The 19,128-nt window shown below is 67.4% G+C and carries 18 protein-coding genes and 1 tRNA gene; 13 read left to right on the top strand and 6 right to left on the bottom strand.

Annotated elements, in window-relative coordinates:
* Window positions 1–35 precede the first annotated feature (35 nt).
* A complete protein-coding gene (locus ACRCUN_RS20705; RefSeq protein WP_462143487.1) occupies window positions 36–1,802 on the bottom strand; it encodes a peroxidase family protein in 1,767 nt (588 codons plus the stop codon).
* A 909-nt stretch (window positions 1,803–2,711) separates the two neighbouring features.
* Here ACRCUN_RS20705 and ACRCUN_RS20700 point away from each other — a divergent pair.
* Window positions 2,712–4,202: a S8 family peptidase gene (locus ACRCUN_RS20700; RefSeq protein ID WP_462143515.1), complete on the top strand. Its 1,491-nt coding sequence runs from the start codon at window positions 2,712–2,714 to the stop codon at window positions 4,200–4,202.
* A 16-nt stretch (window positions 4,203–4,218) separates the two neighbouring features.
* Window positions 4,219–5,559 carry a serine-threonine protein kinase gene (locus tag ACRCUN_RS20695; protein WP_462143486.1) on the top strand — a complete coding sequence of 447 codons (1,341 nt, stop codon included), beginning with the start codon at window positions 4,219–4,221 and terminating at the stop codon, window positions 5,557–5,559.
* A gap of 53 nt (window positions 5,560–5,612) precedes the next feature.
* Here ACRCUN_RS20695 and ACRCUN_RS20690 read toward each other — a convergent pair.
* A tRNA-Leu gene (locus ACRCUN_RS20690) sits at window positions 5,613–5,698 on the bottom strand.
* Window positions 5,699–5,813: 115 nt separating this feature from the next.
* Between ACRCUN_RS20690 and ACRCUN_RS20685 the strand changes: the two genes are divergently transcribed.
* Both ACRCUN_RS20685 and ACRCUN_RS20680 read left to right on the top strand, forming a co-directional pair.
* A complete protein-coding gene (locus tag ACRCUN_RS20685; protein ID WP_462143485.1) occupies window positions 5,814–7,157 on the top strand; it encodes a M20/M25/M40 family metallo-hydrolase in 1,344 nt (447 codons plus the stop codon).
* Window positions 7,158–7,175: 18 nt separating this feature from the next.
* Window positions 7,176–7,703, top strand: a complete 528-nt coding sequence (locus ACRCUN_RS20680; RefSeq protein ID WP_462143484.1) for a YbhB/YbcL family Raf kinase inhibitor-like protein — start codon at window positions 7,176–7,178, stop codon at window positions 7,701–7,703.
* A 95-nt stretch (window positions 7,704–7,798) separates the two neighbouring features.
* Here ACRCUN_RS20680 and ACRCUN_RS20675 read toward each other — a convergent pair whose 3' ends face one another.
* The 3 genes from ACRCUN_RS20675 to ACRCUN_RS20665 are packed head-to-tail and all read right to left on the bottom strand — an operon-like array spanning window position 7,799 to window position 10,202.
* Window positions 7,799–8,860 carry a quinone-dependent dihydroorotate dehydrogenase gene (locus ACRCUN_RS20675; RefSeq protein WP_462143483.1) on the bottom strand — a complete coding sequence of 354 codons (1,062 nt, stop codon included), beginning with the start codon at window positions 8,858–8,860 and terminating at the stop codon, window positions 7,799–7,801.
* A complete protein-coding gene (locus tag ACRCUN_RS20670; protein ID WP_067858879.1) occupies window positions 8,860–9,129 on the bottom strand; it encodes a DUF5703 family protein in 270 nt (89 codons plus the stop codon). Before ACRCUN_RS20670 ends, ACRCUN_RS20675 begins: the two co-directional genes overlap by 1 nt.
* Window positions 9,126–10,202 carry a YncE family protein gene (locus ACRCUN_RS20665; protein WP_462143482.1) on the bottom strand — a complete coding sequence of 359 codons (1,077 nt, stop codon included), beginning with the start codon at window positions 10,200–10,202 and terminating at the stop codon, window positions 9,126–9,128. The genes ACRCUN_RS20670 and ACRCUN_RS20665 overlap by 4 nt, the downstream gene beginning before the upstream one ends.
* An 81-nt stretch (window positions 10,203–10,283) precedes the next feature.
* Between ACRCUN_RS20665 and ACRCUN_RS20660 the strand changes: the two genes are divergently transcribed.
* The 9 genes from ACRCUN_RS20660 to ACRCUN_RS20620 all read left to right on the top strand — a co-directional run bounded on the left by ACRCUN_RS20660 (window position 10,284) and on the right by ACRCUN_RS20620 (window position 18,164).
* Window positions 10,284–10,595, top strand: a complete 312-nt coding sequence (locus ACRCUN_RS20660) for a hypothetical protein (RefSeq protein ID WP_462143481.1) — start codon at window positions 10,284–10,286, stop codon at window positions 10,593–10,595.
* A 56-nt stretch (window positions 10,596–10,651) separates the two neighbouring features.
* Window positions 10,652–11,482 (top strand): undecaprenyl-diphosphate phosphatase, encoded by an 831-nt coding sequence (locus ACRCUN_RS20655; RefSeq protein WP_462143514.1) that lies wholly within the window; start codon window positions 10,652–10,654, stop codon window positions 11,480–11,482.
* A 25-nt stretch (window positions 11,483–11,507) separates the two neighbouring features.
* Entirely contained in the window at window positions 11,508–12,179 is a 672-nt protein-coding gene (locus ACRCUN_RS20650) for a histidine phosphatase family protein (protein ID WP_462143480.1), read from the top strand.
* A gap of 35 nt (window positions 12,180–12,214) precedes the next feature.
* The gene (locus ACRCUN_RS20645) at window positions 12,215–12,802 is read left to right on the top strand and encodes an Rv2134c family protein (protein WP_067858865.1); all 588 of its coding nucleotides are present in this window, start codon (window positions 12,215–12,217) and stop codon (window positions 12,800–12,802) included.
* Window positions 12,786–13,625, top strand: a complete 840-nt coding sequence (locus ACRCUN_RS20640) for an Rv2133c family protein (RefSeq protein WP_462143479.1) — start codon at window positions 12,786–12,788, stop codon at window positions 13,623–13,625. Before ACRCUN_RS20645 ends, ACRCUN_RS20640 begins: the two co-directional genes overlap by 17 nt.
* A 61-nt stretch (window positions 13,626–13,686) precedes the next feature.
* Complete coding sequence (locus tag ACRCUN_RS20635) at window positions 13,687–14,448, top strand: 3'(2'),5'-bisphosphate nucleotidase CysQ (protein WP_462143478.1); 762 nt, start codon at window positions 13,687–13,689, stop codon at window positions 14,446–14,448.
* 117 nt (window positions 14,449–14,565) lie between these two features.
* Window positions 14,566–15,813, top strand: a complete 1,248-nt coding sequence (mshC, locus tag ACRCUN_RS20630) for a cysteine--1-D-myo-inosityl 2-amino-2-deoxy-alpha-D-glucopyranoside ligase (RefSeq protein ID WP_462143477.1) — start codon at window positions 14,566–14,568, stop codon at window positions 15,811–15,813.
* Window positions 15,814–15,849: 36 nt separating this feature from the next.
* Window positions 15,850–16,725, top strand: a complete 876-nt coding sequence (locus ACRCUN_RS20625; protein ID WP_462143476.1) for an SDR family oxidoreductase — start codon at window positions 15,850–15,852, stop codon at window positions 16,723–16,725.
* A 2-nt stretch (window positions 16,726–16,727) separates the two neighbouring features.
* Window positions 16,728–18,164, top strand: a complete 1,437-nt coding sequence (locus ACRCUN_RS20620) for a DUF1254 domain-containing protein (protein ID WP_462143475.1) — start codon at window positions 16,728–16,730, stop codon at window positions 18,162–18,164.
* Here the strand turns inward: ACRCUN_RS20620 and ACRCUN_RS20615 are convergent.
* Complete coding sequence (locus ACRCUN_RS20615) at window positions 18,161–19,039, bottom strand: PAC2 family protein (protein ID WP_462143474.1); 879 nt, start codon at window positions 19,037–19,039, stop codon at window positions 18,161–18,163. The genes ACRCUN_RS20620 and ACRCUN_RS20615 overlap by 4 nt on opposite strands.
* Window positions 19,040–19,128 lie beyond the last annotated feature (89 nt).

Here is a 19,128-nt window from a genome sequence, read left to right as displayed (position 1 = left end):
GTATTCGGTTGAGGAGTCGTGAACTACATCGGCGTCTACCCGGGCACGCCCACCGCTCGCCACGGCGCGAACGGGTTGGTGACACCGGCAAGGGCAGGGGCAAGCTGCCGGAAGTGGCGCAGGAGTACCGAACGCATGTCGTTGTCGCGCACCCATTCGATGCCGGCGGCGGTGTAGATCTCGTCGCGGAAGTCGGTGGTGAAGAACCGATCGCTTTCCAGCCGGCGCGTCGCCATCAGAATGAACACGCGAAACGCGGTGTCGCTGAAGCCGAAACCCCGCGGCTTCGGTTCGGCGTAGAGGCCGATCATGAGATCGACCAGGTCGACGTCGCCATAGATTTCTCGCAGCTCCGCAGCCACCGTCGTCTCACCCGTCAGTTCCTCGAACGTCGCTGCCGGCTTGAGCCGGAACAGCGTGCGGAACTCGTTGTAGCGCGGTACACCTCGCTCCCTGGACCGAATCAGATCGATCGTGGCGAGGTCGATGGGTGTCCCGTCGACGCGGTGCATCTCCTGCAGGTGACGCGGGAAGTTGTGCAGCGATATGGCCCCAGGATGGGCCCGGCCGAACGAATAGAACAGGTCGGCCATCGACGTCTCGGCGAGACGCGCACGCACGTTGAGTACCGACAGGTCGGGTAGCTCGTACCGAGCGGTGATCCGGTCGTCCTGCAGCGAGCGGAACGTGAACTCGTCGGGAATCAGCGGATGCATCCGGTACACCGCGACGAACTCCTCGGTGAGCGAGTACGGCACGTCGTGGTGTCGGGTCCGCGAGCCGGGAATTCCGTGCAGCAGGGCACTGCGCGTCGGCCGTCGGCGTATGCGACCGATCCGCTCGCCGAGGAGTCCGAACCAGTTGGCCCGCATGGCATACACCGTGGTGGGATGCGCGATGATCGCCGGTGTCCAGTCGACGGTGTGGATCTTGGCCATCAGTGCCGCGTTGATCAGCCGCGCTTTGTCGTAGAGCTGTTGGTCTGACAGACGCGGGTAGTTTTCGGCGAGGCGGGTGCAGATCGCGTTGTGCTCGCGCATGAACAGTGAGTGCAGCAGCGCCAAACCGACCCAGAAGTTGCCTGCGGCGCCGGTGAGATCCAGAAGTGCTTCCACGTCCGGCGGGGGCAGCCCCGTGTCGTCGATGCGCAGTCTGCCCTTGTCGAACGTACGTAGCGCACGGGCGAATTCTGCTGTGGTGCCGTAGATCTGGGATGCGTCCCACCAATGCGAATCCTGTGTCGTGAAGGTGGCGGGGCCGGTCGGATCGGGGTTCGGGTCGGGTGCGGTACGTGCGACGTGCATCGCGTCGTCCGGCCACGGATCGTCGTCTCGCAGTGGCACGGCCACCGGCTGCGATGGGGCGGTCTCGTGGCTGAACCAGTCGTGCACTTCGAATTGGATCCATGCCGCGGCGAGCAGATTGAGCGTTGTGGCCGGCTGAAAAGTGTCGCGGGTCAGCAGCTTCCGGCTGATCAACCGGGGGTTGGGGTTCAGCAGTCGGCTGCCGGTCTCGGGATAGGCGTAGGCGGGCGGTACGTTGCGCCCGAACCGGCAGCCGACGGCCCCCATCTGAGGGTTGGTGAGGTCGTTGTAGCTTCCGTCGCGCGTGCGCGCGACCAGATAATCGGCCGGGCGCGGGATATCGGCGGGAACGCTGCCGGAGTCGTAGAGGTTCGCGGCGCGAAGTTGGTGACGCAGTCCGACGAGTACAGCGAGCCCGATCACGGTGGGCAGCCGGGACCACCCGACGGACCGGTCCAGCCGCTCGGCCAGCCGCGCCGCCAGCGCCGCGATCCTCATGCTTTCCTCCCGACCCTGCCCGTTGACCCGCCCAGACAAATTCTCATTCGCGTGCGGCGACATGACACGAGTAGTCGGCTACTCGATCGGGTCCTGACATGCCCGGCTCGCGGCAGCACACCACCGCGCAATCCGGCGACCGCACGCCGAATACAGGTAGCGCTCCACTCGTGAATTGCCGGCCCTTCGGTCGTACGTTTCGAGCATCACCGGGATTATCCGGTGAATCGACCGTCAGGAGAGCCGGAAATGTCCACAAATTCCGCTGAGCAGGGAGAGCGGTTGTGACTGGCTGGCTGGCCGCGCTGCCGCTGATCTTCGCCGCGCTCGGCGTATACGACCTGCAACGCTGGCTCGAACGACGCGACTACGACCGGCACCTGGCGGATTGACGCGGTAACGGATTGTTCTTTCCAGTCCAACAACCGGAATTTGCCGGCCGCGCCGCCGCGAAACGCCGTCGTCGGCCGACTGTCGGGAACCGGGAAATCGGGACGCGCACCCGATGTCCATAGCACCATTGATCGGGTCGGTCTGTCATGCCGACGACGATTCCGAGGGAGCGCGGTGACTTCAGCCGAAAGTCGAATCTGGTCCGATCGGGTGCAGTGCGCGCTCGCCGACCTCGCGGCGTTGGACAAGCGCGCCGACATCGCCGCGGTGACCGAGGCAGTGGCTGCGCGATTCGCGTCCGAGTTCGTCGAGCGGGATCGGCAGTACGAGAAGGACAAGCCGTACTGGCACAACCGCGTCGAGGAAGCCGTCGCGAGCCTGCGCAAGCGGCGCTTGATCAGCCGGTCGAAGGCCGGTGAGTTCACGTTGACGGCGGCGGGCAGGCGCGATGTCGAGCGGGCGTGCGAGGCGGCCACGGCGACGGTACCCGAGACTGCCACGCCCAAGCGCGCCGCCGTGGCGCCGTCAACAATCGAAAAGCCCAGGCGCGACCCCGTTTTGGCCGGTGTGATCACGCCACCGCTGCGCGAGAAGATGGCGGCGACGTCGCAGGCCGGTGCCATTGCCGATGACCCGCTACCGATCATGATCGAACTGAACCTCGCGTTCCAGCCGTCGGTGACCGGCGCGATAGAACGCGTCCGCGACCTGTGGCAATTGGTCGGGGCAGCGGGCTCACCGCAACCGCTCGCCGATCAGTTCATGATCGGCGATCTCACTGTGGCCCAGGTCAAGCGACTGGTCTCGGCCGACGCGGTGCCGCAGAGCTGGCCGCGTCGCGCCATCTACCGCATATGGCCCGATTTCGAGGTCACGCCGCAGATCGACGCGTCGTCGAACACCATCAAGGCCGTCGCCGCACAGCGGTCCTTCGACAGTCTCGGCGACAAGATCGTCTGGGCGGTGGTGGATTCCGGCATCGAGAAGACCCATCCGCACTTCGCGTACCACCACACCGTGACCGATCCGCTGGTGTCGGAGCTGCACAAGGATTTCACCGGAGGCGACGCGCCGCTGACCGACACCGACGGGCACGGCACTCACGTCGCGGGCATCATCGCCGGGGGACTGGTGGATTGGGCGGGCAAGGACGTCGTGGTGGCTGAGAAGCGGCTCAACGATCCCGAGCGTGGCGGCGACCCGATCATGCAGCCACGCGACGTGAGCGAGCCCGCCCGGCTGGCCGGGATGGCGCCGAGGGCAAAACTCGTGAGCCTCAAGGTGCTCGGCCCCGGTGACGACGTGTCGAGGGTGAGCCGCGTGATGCAGGCGCTGGCCTATGTCCGCGAGCTCAACGCAGGCAGCGAACGGGCGCCACGCATCCACGGCGTGAACCTGAGCCTGGGCTACACGTTCAATGCGGAGTGGTACGCGTGCGGCCAGAGCCCGATGTGCGTGGAGGTCGACAAGACCGTGCGCTCGGGTGTGGTGGTGGTCGTCGCGGCCGGAAACTCCGGGTACGTGTCGCTCAGCACGTCTTCGAGCAAGGACTCGCAGAAGTTCACCGTCGACATGACGATCAACGATCCGGGCAACACCGAGAGCGCCATCACGGTCGGATCCACCCACCGCAGCTCGCCGCACACCTTCGGGGTCTCGTATTTCTCGTCGCGCGGGCCCACCGGCGACGGGCGTCGCAAGCCCGATCTGGTGGCGCCCGGCGAGCGCATCACGTCGGCCGCGGCGGGAACCCGGCGCGACAGCGTGACGAACCAGATCGAAGTCGCCGACGACGTTCCGGTCTATCTCGAGGAGAGCGGAACGAGCATGGCCGCGCCGCACGTGTCGGGAGCCATCGCGGCGTTCCTGTCGGTACAGCGCGAGTTCATCAGCAAGCCCGAGGCGATCAAGCGTATCTTCGTCGACTCGGCGACCTCATTGGGGCGCGATCCCGCATTCCAGGGCAGCGGCCTCGTCGATCTCATGCGCGCACTGCAATCCGTATGACCCGAAGGGACTTCCGATGGCCGATGATATGACTGACCGGATCTGGCGCCTGGTGTTCGACGACGAGGGGCATTCCGACAAGGAGGCAGTGGCCGAGCTCGTCGGTCGCGCAGAAGGTCTGAGTGACCTGGTGATCTTCTCGCACGGCTGGAACAACGACGAGGCGGCCGCGAAGTCGTTGTACGGCCGCTGGTTCGAGCTGCTCGCGAAGCAGATCGACCCGGCACGCACGGTCGGATTCGTCGGCGTGCGCTGGCCGTCGCAACTGTGGCGCGACGAACCGATACCCGACTTCGAGCCAGCTGTGGTCGCCGGTGGCGGCGGCGCGGCCGCGCTGGGTGAGGACCGGGTCGTCGCTGCCGGTGACCCCTCACTCGACCCCGCCGAACTCGCCGACCTCAAAGACATGTTCCCCAGCGGCACAGCGCAATTGGACACTCTCGCGCATCTGCTCGCGGCGCCGCCGACGATGGATGCGATCCCCGATCTGTTCGACGCGCTGCAGGCTTTCAACGCCGCGACGCCCGACGGGTTCAGCGACGGCGAGGCCGACGCGCCCGACGCCGGGCCGGGCATGGTCGACGACGACCAGGATCCGTCCGAGTTGTTCAACACCTTCGCCGACCAGCTGCTGGCCGCCGGGGTGGAGTTCCGCGATGACGGCGCCGCGGGAGGTGCGGCCGGCCTCGGCGATTTCGCGGCCAAACTGTGGCACGGCGCCAAGGAGGCGCTGCGCCAGCTCAGCTATTGGAAGATGAAGAACCGCGCCGGCGTGGTGGGCAAGAACGGGCTCGGCCCGGTGATCGACCAACTGGCCGCGAAGTTCCCCGGCCTGCGCATCCATCTCGTCGGGCACAGCTTCGGGGCGCGGGTCGTGTCCTATGCGCTGGCCGGTATGACCGCAGCGCAGCCATCGCCGGTCAAATCGGTGACGCTCCTGCAAGGTGCGTACTCGCGTTTCGCGTTCACCGAGAAGCTGCCGTTCCGGAAAGGCTCGGGTGCGCTGTTCGGCATGCTCAACCGGATCGACGGTCCGCTGACGGTCTGTTTCTCGAGCCATGACCGCGCGCTTGGCACTTTCTATCCACTGGCTTCTGCGGCAGCGGGTGACGATTCGGCCGCCGCGGCCGATCCGCTGTTCCGGTGGCGCGCGATGGGATCACACGGCGCTTTCAACTCACCGACCCAGACCCTCGGTGCCGACGGCGCGGTGTACCCGTTTCAAACCGGCCAGATTCTGAACCTCGATGCGTCCGGCGTGGTGGCCAAGGACGACGGGCCGTCCGGTGCGCACAGTGACATCTTCCATGAGGAGCTGTCCTGGGTGGTGGCCGCCGGAGGTCGGCTGTCTGGGTGAAGCCGCGGCAGGTCGACTGAACGGACCCTGAGCCGGGGGAGATGTGTGATGTGTGTCCGAGGGGGGACTTGAACCCCCACGCCCGTTAATAGGGCACTAGCACCTCAAGCTAGCGCGTCTGCCATTCCGCCACTCGGACCTGCTGACCAACCTTGCGGGTTGGGCGCCTAAGGCTATCGGATTGAGGGCCCGGAACCCAAACCAGCCCGCCTATCGCCGTCGACCCCGCCTTGAAGCGCATGGCAGTGGTACGAATGGTGACTGTGACTGTCCCGGCGGCAAGCGCGGACGAGGTGGTCGATCTCGTCAGCGCACTCATCAGGTTCGACACATCCAACACCGGTGATCCGGCGACCACAAAGGGTGAGGCCGAGTGTGCCCAGTGGGTGGCCGAGCGGCTGCAGGAGGTCGGCTACCAGACGGAATACGTCGAATCGGGCGCGCCGGGCCGCGGCAACGTGTTTGCCCGCCTGCCCGGATCCGACCCGTCGCGCGGTGCACTCATGGTGCACGGGCACCTCGACGTCGTGCCAGCCGAACCGGCGGACTGGAGCGTGCACCCGTTCTCGGGCGCGGTCAAGGACGGTTACGTGTGGGGTCGGGGCGCCGTCGACATGAAGGACATGGTCGGCATGTCGATCGCGGTGGCCCGGCACTTCAAACGGGCGGGCATCGTCCCGCCGCGCGATCTGGTGTTCGCGTTCATCGCCGACGAGGAGCACGGCGGCACATACGGGGCCAACTGGCTCGTCGACAACCGGCCCGATCTGTTCGAGGGTGTCACAGAGGCGATCGGTGAGGTCGGCGGCTTTTCGCTAACGGTGCCGCGCAAGGACGGCGGGGAGCGGCGGCTCTACCTCATCGAGACGGCCGAGAAGGGCCTGTCCTGGATGCGGCTGTCGGCCCGTGGGCGCGCCGGCCACGGATCGATGGTGCACGACGACAACGCCGTCACGGCGATCGCGGGGGCGGTCGATCGGCTCGGCCGCCACCAGTTCCCGCTCGTGCTCAATCCGGCGGTCGAGCAGTTCCTGACCGCGGTGGCCGAGGAAACCGGGTACACCTTCGACGTGGACTCCCCGGACTTGGAGGGCACGATCGCCAAACTCGGTGGGGTGGCCCGGATCGTGTCGGCGACACTGCGCGACACGGCCAACCCGACCATGCTCAAAGCCGGCTACAAGGCCAACGTCATTCCGGCGTCGGCTGAAGCGGTCGTGGACTGCCGCGTGCTGCCCGGGCGCAAGGAGGCCTTCGAACGCGAGGTCGACGAGCTGATCGGACCGGACGTCACGCGCAGTTGGGAGCGGGATCTGCCGTCCTATGAGACGACATTCGACGGCGACCTCATCGACGCGATGAACGACGCCGTGCTGGCGCTCGATCCGGACGCTCGGATCGTGCCGTACATGCTGTCCGGCGGGACTGACGCGAAGTCGTTCCAGCGGTTGGGGATTCGATGCTTCGGATTCGCGCCGCTGCGCCTGCCGCCGGACCTCGACTTCGCCGCGTTGTTCCACGGGGTGGACGAGCGCGTGCCGGTCGATGCCCTGCAATTCGGGGCAAACGTTCTGGAACACTTTCTCAAGAACTGCTGACGAAACGAAGGGAAGCACATGAGCCGTCCTGACCCCTACGCGAACCTGCCGCAACTCCCGGGCTTCACCCTCACATCCGAGTCGATCAGCGACGGACAGCCGCTCGGCAACGACCAGGTCAGCGGCATCATGGGCGCCGGCGGGTCGGACATCTCGCCGCAGCTGAGCTGGTCGGGCTTCCCGGCCGAGACCAAGAGTTTCGCGGTGACGATGTATGACCCGGATGCGCCGACCGCGTCGGGCTTCTGGCACTGGGCAGTGGCCGATCTGCCCGCCTCGGTCACCGAGCTGCCGGCAGGCGCCGGCGACGGCAGCCCGCTGCCCGGTGGTGCGGTCACCCTCGCCAACGACGCAAGCCAGAAACGCTTCATCGGCGCCGCGCCGCCTGCCGGCCACGGTCCGCACCGCTACTACGTCGCCGTGCACGCACTCGACGTCGACAAGCTCGATCTGCCCGACGGCGCCACCCCGGCCTATCTGGGCTTCAACCTGTTCGGCCATGCGATCGCCCGCGCCGTCATCCACGGCACCTATGAACAGCACTGACCAGAAGTAGCCTCACCCCGCGAGCGTGCGCGTCTGCTGCACGACACTCCGTCAACTCGCAGCATTTTGCGCACGCTCGCGGGGTCAGTGTCCGGTCAGCGCGCGGCCGAGCCCACCGCATCGGCCAGTGACGCGAACCCGCCGCGGCGCAGCCGCTCGGCGATGCCGTCGTGAATGTCCTTGGCCCACAAGCCGCCACCGTAGATGAAGCCGGTGTAGCCCTGCAGCAGCGAGGCACCGGACGTGATGCGGTCCCATGCGTCGTCGGCGGTCTCGATTCCGCCCACGCTGATCAACACCAGCTTGTCGCCGACCCGGCCGTAGAGCCTGCGCAACACCTCGGCGGATCGGCGCGCCACGGGCCGCCCCGATACCCCGCCGGAGCCGAGCTCGGCCGCGCCAGGGGTGATCAACCCGTCGCGCGACACCGTGGTGTTGGTGGCGACGATACCGGCCAGCCCCAGTTCTACTGCCAGATCGGCGATCTCGTCGATGTCGGAGTCCGACAGATCCGGCGCGATCTTGACCAGAACGGGTTTGTCGGTCTCGGCCTTGACCGCGGCAAGGATCGGCCGCAGTGACGCCACGGCCTGCAGGTCCCGCAGACCCGGGGTGTTGGGCGAGCTCACGTTGACCACCACGAACGACGCGTGCGGGCCCAACAACCGGGTGCTCGCCACGTAGTCGTCGACCGCGGATTCGGGCGGGGTGACCTTGGTCTTGCCGATGTTCACCCCGATCGGCACGTCGGGGGTGTGCTCGGCCAGCCGTCGAGCCAGTGCGCCGGCGCCTTCGTTGTTGAAGCCCATCCGGTTGAGCAGTGCGTGGTCGTCCGGCAGCCGGAACAGCCTTGGCTCGGGATTGCCCGGTTGCGGATGTGCGGTGACGGTGCCCACTTCGGCGTAACCGAAACCCAGTGCACCCCAAGCGTTCAGGCCGCGACCGTTCTTGTCGAAGCCCGCCGCCAGCCCCAGCGGCCCTGGAAATCGCACGCCGAACACCGTGCTGGCGAGTATGGGATCGGTGGGGCCCAGCCGCTTCGACAGGATGCGGCGCAGTGCGGCCGGCCCGGTCGCGGTGCGCAGCAGCGCGAAGATCCAGGTGTGTATCCGTTCGGCGGGCATGAGGAACATCGCCCGCCGCAGCGCGCTGTACATCACAGTGCCGGCTGGTCCGGTGTCCCGGGCATGGTGGCGGCCGTCTTCTTGCGGCGCAACAGCACCCGTCGGCTCCCGTCTGTGTAGGCCCGTACGCGGGTCAGTTCCCAGCCCCGGTACTCCGCTTCGATGGACAGCCGGATCGACGCGCTGACCCGCGTGACGTCGGGTGGCAGCCGCAACGGCACCCAGTCGTATTCGTCGGAGAGGTCTTCGGCGACGACCTTGTCCCAGCCTGGTGGCATCCGGCCGCGCTGCACGGCCGTCATGGCTTCACCGCCGCGTTCGTGATCACCTGCACGCCCGCTCCCGAGCCCGACACCACATACAAGGTGTCGGCTTTATCGTCGTAGGCCAGGGAGTTGGGTTGCTGCACGGTTCGATAACGCACCTTTTCGACGGGTATGCCAGTGGCAAGATCGTAACCAATGACTGTGTTGGTGGCGGTCTCCGACACCCAGGCCAGGCCGGGGGAGCCGGCGAGCCCGTAGGGTGCGCCACGCACGGGGTAGCGCTGGCGCAGGATCAACGGGTCGGTGCCGAACACCAGCAGCCCGTCACCGCGGGTGTCCGCCACGAGGATCCTGCCGTGCGGGTCGGCGGTCATGGTGGTGGCGCCCTCGCCGGCCCGCAGTGCGTGATCGGCCTCGGTTCCGCTGGCGTCCACGGTCGTCACCGAGGTCTGTCCGCGGTCCAAGACCACGGCGGTATTGCCTTGTGTCACCAGAGAATCCACCCTGGCGAAAATCTTCAGCCGGGCGCCGACCGTGGTAGGGCCGTCGAGGGTGTACACCGCGCCGTCGGCACTGCCGAGGACAAGGTTGCCGTCCGCCCGCATCGCGACCGCGGTGAAATCGACATCCTGTTGCCCCTCGACGCCGACTTTGGCCGGTTTGGATCCGGCACGCGCGAGGTCCACCCGGAAATAGCCGCCGCGTGTCGGCAGCAGCAGCCCGCCCCGCCCGTCGCCGGTCAGCGCCGCGGCGGTCGATTCCAGCAAAACAGTGCGTGGCTGGGCCGCACCGGTCAGCAGTGTCACCGACGACTGGCCGTCCGGTCCGGGCGCCAGGACCGCCAATGTGCTGGTTGCTGCGTCGAAGACCGCAGCTTGCGCGTGCCCGGTAACTGGGCGCACCTGGCCGTCCGGGTTGCCGGTTACCGGCGGCGACACCGCAGCCTGGGCGGGCTCGATGGTGGGCGGCGGCGTGTCGACCGGGTTGGACGAACAGCCTGCCGTGAACAGCAGTACCAACGCAGCCACGCCGGCATACACGGGCTGAGCTGGAGTTTTTAAGCGCAACGGACGGCTCTCGGTCGGGTTGATCGGTCTGGAAGCGGGCAAGAGTCCAGTTTAGGCACGGTCGCGGCAGGCATTTGTTCCCGTATGCAAGCATCGCGCCATAAGTGGAGGTATGGTCGGATCATGACCCTCGCCGCAGACCGGGACCTGGGAGACCAGAAGTTTGCTATCGAGGACATTTCCACTGGTGTCCACGCCAGCGGATTTGGCCAAGTTGGCGATGGGCGGACGTTTTCCTTTCACATTGAGCGCCAGCAGCTGATGATCGAGATATACCGGCCGCGCCTCTCCGGCCCGGTGCCGGCCGAGGAAGACGTCGTGGCCGTCGCTGCCCGCAAACTTACCGATATCGACCTCACCGACGAGCGCAGCCTGTCGGCCACCGTTCGTGACGCCGTGGCAGAGGCGCAACCGGTAGCGCGCGCCCCTCGCTGAGCCCACCCTGGGCGGAGCGCCACGGTACGGTCGTCGTCGTGACTGACGTGCCTGCGATGTCGTGGCTCCAAGTGATCGTGTTGTCGATTGTGCAGGGGCTCACCGAGTTTCTGCCGGTGTCGTCATCCGGTCACCTCGCGATCACGTCGCGCGTGTTCTTCGACGACGACGCCGGGGCGTCGTTCACCGCGGTCACCCAGCTCGGCACCGAGGCCGCGGTGCTGGTGTACTTCGCCAAGGACATCGGTCGCATCGCGAAGGCCTGGTGTGGCGGGCTGTTCGACGCCGCTCGCCGTAACGCCGACTACCGCCTCGGCTGGTTCGTGATCATCGGCACCATCCCGATCGCCGTGTTCGGGCTCCTCTTCAAGGACGAAATCCGCACGGGTGCACGCAATCTGTGGCTCGTGGCATCGGCGCTCATCGTGTTCTCGGCGGTCATCGCGGCGGCCGAGTATCTGGGCAGGCAGACCCGCCAAGTCGAACAGCTCACCTGGCGCGACAGCGTCATCGTCGGTCTCGCACAGTGTTTGGCACTCGTGCCGGGCGTCTCCCGGTCCGGCGCCACCATCAGTGCCGGGCTGTTCCTTGGCCTTGACCGGGAATTGGCCGCCCGCTTCGGTTTTCTGCTCGCGATACCCGCGGTCTTCGCGTCGGGCCTGTTCTCGCTGCCGGACGCATTCCACCCGGTGGGTGAGGGTATGAGCGCCAGCGGGCCGCAACTGCTGATCGCGACGCTGATCGCCTTCGTGGTCGGATTCGCCGCGATCGCGTGGTTCCTGCGATTCCTGGTGTCGCACAGCATGTATTGGTTCGTCGGGTACCGGGTGCTGCTGGGTTCGGTGGTGCTCATCCTGCTCGGCACCGGCGTCGTGGCGGCACAGTGATGGCCGGCACAGTGAGGGCGGCACAATGACTTTGATCCTGTTGCGGCACGGGCGCTCGACGTCGAACACCGCGCACACTCTCGCGGGCCGGTCGGAGGGCGTGGACCTCGACGACCGCGGTGTCGAACAGGCGGCAGGCGTGGTTTCGCGCATCGGCGATCTGCCGGTGCGCGCAATCGTGCGGTCACCGTTGTTGCGCTGCCGGCGCACGGTCGAACCGCTGGCCGCCGCACTCGGTTTGGAGCCCATCGTCGACGAGGGGCTCACCGAGGTCGACTACGGCAGCTGGACCGGGCGCAAGATCGCCGACTTGGTCAAGGAGCCGCTGTGGAGTGTGGTGCAGACGCAGCCGAGCGCCGCGGTGTTCCCCGACGGCGAAGGGCTGGCGCAGGTGCAGGCCCGCGCGGTCGCTGCGGTGCGCAGGCGCGACCGCGAACTCGCCGAGCAACACGGGGGCGACGCGCTGTGGGTGGCGTGCACGCACGGTGACGTGATCAAGGCCGTGCTCGCCGATGCCCTGGGCGTGCATCTCGACGGCTTTCAGCGGATCACCGCCGACCCGGCGTCGATGAGCGTGATCCGTTACACCGACCTGCGCCCGTTCGTGATGCATATCAACCACACCGGAGCCCAACTCAGCGCCGGGTTGGCCGCCAAGCCGACCACCGATGCGGTGGTCGGCGGGTCCACCGACTGACCGGCGATACCGATGACGGTATTTTGGAAGGTGCCATGGCCCGCGCAATTCACGTCTTCCGCATGCCCGACCGCTTCGTGGCCGGGACGGTCGGCCAACCCGGTAATCGGACCTTCTACCTGCAGGCCGTTCACGACAAGCGGGTGATCTCCGTCGTGCTCGAAAAGCAGCAGGTCGCCGTCTTGGCGGAGCGTATCGCCGCACTGCTGCTCGAGGTCAACCGCCGGTTCGGCACGCCCATCCCGCCAGACACCGGAGAGGTGGCCGATCTGCGGCCGCTCATCACCCCCGTGGACGCCGAATTCCGGGTCGGCACCATGGGGCTGGGCTGGGACTCGGAAGCGCAGACGATCGTCGTCGAACTGCTCGCGGTGTCGGACGGTGAGTTCGATGCCTCCGTCGTACTCGACGACGCTGAAGAGGGCCCGGACGCCGTGCGGGTGTTCCTGACGCCGGAATCGGCTCGGGAATTCGCGACGCGGTCCAACCGGGTGATCTCGGCCGGGCGCCCGCCGTGCCCGCTGTGTGACGAGCCGCTCGATCCGGACGGTCATATCTGCGTACGCACCAACGGCTACCGGCGCGGCGTCACGGCCGAACCTGAAGATGACGTCGACGGCTGACGGCGGGCCCGGCCAATCCAGATCCGACGGCGAGGTGCTGGACAACGGTGAGTTGACGGTGATCGGCCGGATCCGGTCGGCCAGTAACGCCACCTTCCTGTGCGAGGCGCACCTACGGGACCGCGAGGTGCACTGCGTGTACAAGCCCGTGGCCGGCGAGGCGCCGCTGTGGGACTTCCCGGACGGCACGTTGGCGGGCCGCGAGCTCGCCGCCTACCTCGTCTCCGCCGCGCTGGGCTGGAACGTCGTGCCATACACCATCATTCGCGATGGTCCGGCCGGACCGGGCATGTTGCAGCTGTGGGTCGACCAACCCGGGGACGAGGTGGGCGACGAACCGGAGTCGGGACCCGACCTGGTGGATCTGCTCCCCGCTGGGCACATCCCGCCCGGGTTCCTGCCGATCCTGCAGGCCTACGACTACGCGGGTGACGAGGTGACGCTCGTGCACGCCGACGATCCGCGGCTGTTTCGGCTCGCGGTGTTCGACGTGCTGATCAACAATGCCGACCGCAAGGGCGGGCACATCCTGTCCGGCGTCGACGGTCAGGTGTACGGCGTGGACCACGGCGTGAGCCTGCACGTCGAGGACAAGTTGCGCACGGTGCTGTGGGGCTGGGCGGGCAAGCCCGTCGACGATGACACCCTGGCCGAGGTCGCGGCCCTGCGCGACGGGTTCGGCAGTGGGCTGGGAGAACAGTTGTGCGGTCTGGTCACCGACCGCGAGATCGCCGCGCTGCACGCGAGAATCGTTGCGCTGCTGGGCAACCCGGTGATGCCGATGCCGGACCGGCGCAGGCCGATCCCGTGGCCTGCGTTCTAGCCGGGACCGATTGGGCTGCCCCGGCCCGACACCGAAAGTTCACGGCACCGATACTGGCTCGGTGACACTTACCGACGCCGACGTGGCCGCAGCCGTGGCCAAGGAGGCCGGGGAGTTGTTGCTGACCGTCCGCGACGAGGTCGGTTTCTACGATCCGTACTACCTCGGCGACGAAGGCGACCGCCGGTCGAACGCCCTGATCCTGGACCGGCTAGCGCAAGCCCGGCCGGGCGATTCGGTGCTGAGCGAGGAAGCCGTCGACGACCTCGCACGCGTCGACGCCGACCGGGTGTGGATCGTCGACCCCGTCGACGGCACCCGGGAGTTCTCCTTGCCGGGCCGCGAAGACTGGGCGGTGCACATCGCATTGTGGCAGCGCTCGTTCGGGCCGCACGGCGGCCTGTCCGACGCGGTGGTGGCACTCCCGGCGCGCGGCGAGGTGTACCGCAGTGACACCATCACCCCGCCGCCACCTCGCCGAGACGGCCCGATCCTGATCACCGCAAGCTCCAACCGTCCGCCGCCGGTGCTGTGGCGGATGCGCGAGCACCTCGACTTCCGCATGGTGCGCATCGGTTCGGCGGGTGCGAAGGCGATGGCCGTGGTGCGCGGCGACGTCGACGCCTACATCCACGCCGGCGGCCAGTGGGAGTGGGATTCGGCCGCACCCGCCGGGGTGGTGCTCGCGGCGGGTCTGCACGCCTCGCGTCTGGACGGTTCGGAGCTGCGATACAACCGGCCCGACCCCTACCTGCCTGATTTCGTCATGTGCCGGCCCGAACTGGCGCCGGTGCTGTTGGACGCGATCGGATTGGCCCGGTGAAGGCACGGTGACGGCCCGGCCGGGAATGGATCGGCGCGCGACGTTGTCTGTCTACCTGAACTGTGCGGGACCGACCGGCGGGAGGCCGTCCTGAGCGAGCACCTTAAAGTCGATGCCATGCGATCGTGGTCGGCTCCCCAGATCCCCGTGGTGCCGGGGCGCGGTCCGCAGTTGCGGCTCTACGACAGCGCAGACCGGCAGGTGCGCCCGGTTTCGCCGGGTCCCACCGCCACCATGTACGTGTGCGGCATCACGCCGTACGACGCGACCCACCTCGGCCATGCCGCGACCTATCTGACGTTCGACTTGGTCCACCGGTTGTGGCTCGATGCCGGGCACACCGTGCATTACGTGCAGAACATCACCGACGTCGACGATCCGCTGTTCGAGCGGGCCGAGCGCGACGGTATCGACTGGCGCGCGCTCGGTGACCGCGAGACCCAGTTGTTCCGCGAGGACATGACCGCGCTTCGGGTGTTGCCGCCGCACGACTATGTGGCAGCCACCGACGCCATCGCCGAGGTGATCGAGGTCGTCGAGAAACTGTTGGCATCCGGCGCGGCTTACGTCGTCGACGACCCCAACGAGCCCGGATATCCCGACGTCTATTACCGGGCCGACGCCACCACGCAGTTCGGCTATGAGTCCGGATACGACCGCGAGACGATGCTGCGGCTGTTCGGTGAACGCGGCGGTGACCCCGACCGGCCCGGCAAGAGCGACGAACTCGACGCGCTGTTGTGGCGCGCGCACCGACCCGGCGAACCGAGCTGGCCGTCGCCGTTCGGACCGGGCCGGCCCGGCTGGCACGTCGAGTGTTCGGCGATCGCGCTCACCCGCATCGGCACCGGACTCGACATCCAGGGCGGCGGTAGCGACCTGATCTTCCCGCACCACGAATTCTCGGCCGCGCATGCCGAGTCGGTCACGGGGGAGCGGCGATTCGCCCGCCACTACGTGCACGCAGGCATGATCGGCTGGGACGGCCACAAGATGAGCAAGAGCCGGGGCAACCTCGTGTTGGTGTCACGGTTGCGCGCCGACGGGGTCGATCCTGGTGCGATCCGGCTCGGACTCCTGGCAGGGCACTATCGTGCCGATCGGTCCTGGAGCCAGCAGGTGCTCGACGAGGCCAACGCCCGGCTCGCACGCTGGCGCAGTGCGACGGCCCTGCCGGCCGCGCCGGATGCGACCGATGTGGTGGCACGCGTCCGGCAATACCTCGCCGATGATCTGGACACCCCGAAAGTCCTTGCGGCGGTTGATGGTTGGTGTACCGACGCGTTGTCATACGGCGGGCACGACACCGAATCCGGCCGGCTGGTGGCCGCCACCGTCGACGCGTTGTTGGGTGTGGACCTCTAACTCAACCGGCGGGTACGTTAGGCGACTATGTCCGCCATGCGCTCAGTCAACGGCAAGGTCGTCTTCATCACCGGTGGTGCCCGTGGCGTCGGGGAGGAAGTCGCCCGACGACTGCGGAAGAAGGGTGCCAAACTCGTCCTCACCGATCTGGACGAGGCGCCGTTGACCGCGCTGGCCGCCGAACTCGGCGACGAACACGTGGTGACCGCGCTCGCCGACGTGCGGGACCTGCCCGCGATGCAGAAAGCCGCGGATGCCGCCGTCGAACGCTTCGGCGGCATCGACATCGTGATGGCCAACGCCGGTATCGCGAGCTTCGGCTCGGTCATGCAGGTGGATCCCGAGGCGTTCAAACGTGTCATCGACGTCAACGTGGTCGGCGTGTTCAACACCGTGCGGGCCACGCTGCCCGCCGTGATCGACCGGCGTGGCTACGTCCTGGTCGTGTCGTCGCTCGCGGCGTTCACATCCGCGCCCGGTCTGGCCGCCTACCACGCGTCGAAGGCCGGTGCCGAGTACTTCGCGAACACGCTGCGGCTCGAGGTCGCGCACCTCGGCGTCGACGTCGGCTCGGCGCACATGAGCTGGATCGACACGCCGCTCGTGCAGGACGCCAAAGCGGATCTATCGACGTTCCGGGAGATGCTCGCGAAGATGCCGGGCCCGCTCAAGCAGACCACGACCGTGGCGAAGTGCGGTGAGGCCTTCGTCAAGGGCATCGAAGGCCGCAAGAAGCGCATCTACTGTCCGGACTGGGTCGGTTTGTTCCGCTGGATCCGCCCGGTGGTGGCCACGCCGCTCGCCGAGCGCGACATCCGCAAGTTCACCCCGGAATTGCTGCCAAGGCTCGACGCCGAGGCGGCCGCGCTCGGGCGCTCGACCAGTGCCCGCACCGAAGCCCTGGAGAGCTGACCGTGCGCGTTCTGGCTGTGGTTCTGTTGCTCGCGGTCAGCCTGGTGGCGTGCGCCACCGAGCCCGAACAACCAGATCAGCCGGCGCCCGCCCCGCCGCCCCAGGCGGTGCCGCTCGACCAGGTACGGGCTATCGCCAAAGAGGCCTACATCTACGGCTTCCCGATGGTCGACAACTACCGGGTCCAGTACGCGTACTTCGTCGACAAGGAGGATCCCGAGTACAAGGGCGGCTGGAACGAGATCCACAACACGGCCCGGGTGTACACGCCCGAGGACCGGGCGATCCAGACACCGAACTCCGACACGCCGTACTCGTTCGTCGGTGCCGACCTGCGCACCGAACCGCTGGTTCTGACCGTGCCGCCCGTAGAGCAGGACCGTTACTACTCGCTGCAGTTCATCGACGGCTACACCTACAACTTCGCCTACGTCGGCAGCCGCACCACCGGCAACGGCGGCGGTACCTACCTGCTTGCCGGGCCGGGCTGGCAGGGCGACAAGCCAGAGGGCGTCAAAGAGGTCATCAGGTCCGACACCGATCTGGCGTTCGTGCTGTACCGCACCCAGCTCTTCGGCGAGTCCGACCTCGACGCGGTCAAGAAGATCCAGGCCGGTTACCAGGTGGCGCCGCTTTCGGTGTACCTCAAGCAGCCCTCGCCGCCCGCGGCTCCGCCGATCGATTTCACCCCGCCGTTGACGCCTGAGGCACAGAAGACCTCGCCACAGTTCTTCGAGATCCTCAACGCCGCGCTGCGATTCGCTCCGGTCAAACCCGAGGAACAGGAGATGCGGGCGCGGTTCGCGACCATCGGCATCGGGCCCGACGGCGACTTCGACGCCGACCAGCTGGCGCCGGACACGCGTAAGGCCATCGAGGACGGAATGGCCGATGCCTGGGCCGAGTTCAACGCATTCAAGAAGGACAAGGTCGACACCGATCAGGTCGGTTCTGCACAGTTCTTCGGGACCGCGGCCGACCTCAAAGGCAATTACCTGTACCGGATGGCCGGAGCGGTGCTCGGCATCTACGGCAACACCGCGGCCGAGGCGCTGTATCCGGGTGCGTTGACCGATTCGAAGGGCGAACCGCTGACCGGGGCGAACAAGTACACGTATCGGTTCGCGAAAGACCAGCTTCCGCCGGTCAACGCGTTCTGGTCGCTCACCATGTACGAGCTGCCGGCCAGCCAGCTCGTGGCCAACCCGATCGATCGCTACCTGATCAACTCCGAAATGCTCGACACCCTCGTTCCCGATCCCGACGGCGGCTACACGCTCACCATCCAGAACGAGTCACCTGGCGTGGGGAACCCCGCGCAGGCGGCCAACTGGCTGCCCGCTCCGAAGGGTCCGTTCGTGCTCGTTCTTCGGCTCTACTGGCCGAAACCGGATGCGCTCAACGGAACTTGGAAGGCGCCCAAGCCCGAACGGGTCTAACGGCCTCTACGGCGCAGGTAGCGCTCGAACTCCGCCGCCAGCGCGTCGCCGTCGATCTTGCCCAGCACCTCGTGCATGTCGACTTCGGCGTCGCCGCGCTGCTCGAGTGACGCGACGTATTCGGCGATCTCCTCGTCGTCGGCGGTCATCTCGGTGACCGCGGCCTCCCATTCCTCGGCCGCCGCAGGCAGATCCGCCAGCGGCACCTCGACGTCGAGCACATCCTCGACCCGGCGCAGCAGTGCCACGGTCGCTTTCGGATTGGGCGGTTGGGACACGTAGTGGGGGACTGCCGCCCAGAACGTCACCGCGGGAATCCCGGCCTGCACGCACGCGTCCTGGAACACGCCGGCGATCCCGGTGGGGCCCTCGTACCGGGTCTCCTCCAGACCGAAGAACTTCGCCGAATCCGACGAGTACGCCGCGCCGGATACCGGCACCGGGCGGGTGTGCGGCGTGTCGGCGAGCAGCGCGCCCAGAATCACGACGGTCTGGACGTTCAGCTTGTCGGCGATCGCGAGCAACTCGGCACAGAAGGTGCGCCAGCGCATGTTCGGTTCGACCCCGTGCATCAGCACGACGTCGCGGTTGCTACCCGGCGGGCGGCAGTGCGATATCCGCATCGACGGCCACACCAGTTCCCTGGTCACGCCGTCGACCTGGCGGATCACGGGACGGTTCACCTGGTAGTCGTAGTACGACTCGTCGTCGATCTCGACGATGGGTTCGGCTTCCCAGATCGCATCCAGATGGTCCAGTGCGTCACTGGCCGCATCGCCGGCATCGTTCCAGCCCTCGAATGCCGCCACGACGATGGCGTCTTCCAATTCGGGCAGGTCGGCGGACCGGCCGGCGTTCGGATACGACGATGTCACACTGCCAGCGTAAGCCCTGGATGGTGCCGATGAGCCGCTTGAGCCAGCGGGTCGGTGTTGCCTCGGTGAGCCGCTTGCGCGCAGAAGCA

Source organism: Mycobacterium venezuelense (assembly GCF_054919535.1).
The sequence above is the reverse complement of the archived record's forward strand: the minus strand, read 5'-3'. Positions and strand labels throughout refer to the sequence as shown.

Coding starts and splice junctions, on each gene's coding strand:
- ACRCUN_RS20670 (WP_067858879.1), bottom strand. CDS start 9,129: ATGACGGCCGTGCAGCGCGGCCGGATGCCACCAGGCTGGGACAAGGTC.
- ACRCUN_RS20625 (WP_462143476.1), top strand. CDS start 15,850: ATGCGCTCAGTCAACGGCAAGGTCGTCTTCATCACCGGTGGTGCCCGT.
- ACRCUN_RS20695 (WP_462143486.1), top strand. CDS start 4,219: ATGGCCGATGATATGACTGACCGGATCTGGCGCCTGGTGTTCGACGAC.
- ACRCUN_RS20685 (WP_462143485.1), top strand. CDS start 5,814: ATGGTGACTGTGACTGTCCCGGCGGCAAGCGCGGACGAGGTGGTCGAT.
- ACRCUN_RS20645 (WP_067858865.1), top strand. CDS start 12,215: ATGGCCCGCGCAATTCACGTCTTCCGCATGCCCGACCGCTTCGTGGCC.
- ACRCUN_RS20705 (WP_462143487.1), bottom strand. CDS start 1,802: ATGAGGATCGCGGCGCTGGCGGCGCGGCTGGCCGAGCGGCTGGACCGG.
- ACRCUN_RS20675 (WP_462143483.1), bottom strand. CDS start 8,860: ATGTACAGCGCGCTGCGGCGGGCGATGTTCCTCATGCCCGCCGAACGG.
- ACRCUN_RS20650 (WP_462143480.1), top strand. CDS start 11,508: ATGACTTTGATCCTGTTGCGGCACGGGCGCTCGACGTCGAACACCGCG.
- ACRCUN_RS20660 (WP_462143481.1), top strand. CDS start 10,284: ATGACCCTCGCCGCAGACCGGGACCTGGGAGACCAGAAGTTTGCTATC.
- ACRCUN_RS20640 (WP_462143479.1), top strand. CDS start 12,786: ATGACGTCGACGGCTGACGGCGGGCCCGGCCAATCCAGATCCGACGGC.
- ACRCUN_RS20680 (WP_462143484.1), top strand. CDS start 7,176: ATGAGCCGTCCTGACCCCTACGCGAACCTGCCGCAACTCCCGGGCTTC.
- ACRCUN_RS20655 (WP_462143514.1), top strand. CDS start 10,652: ATGTCGTGGCTCCAAGTGATCGTGTTGTCGATTGTGCAGGGGCTCACC.
- mshC (WP_462143477.1), top strand. CDS start 14,566: ATGCGATCGTGGTCGGCTCCCCAGATCCCCGTGGTGCCGGGGCGCGGT.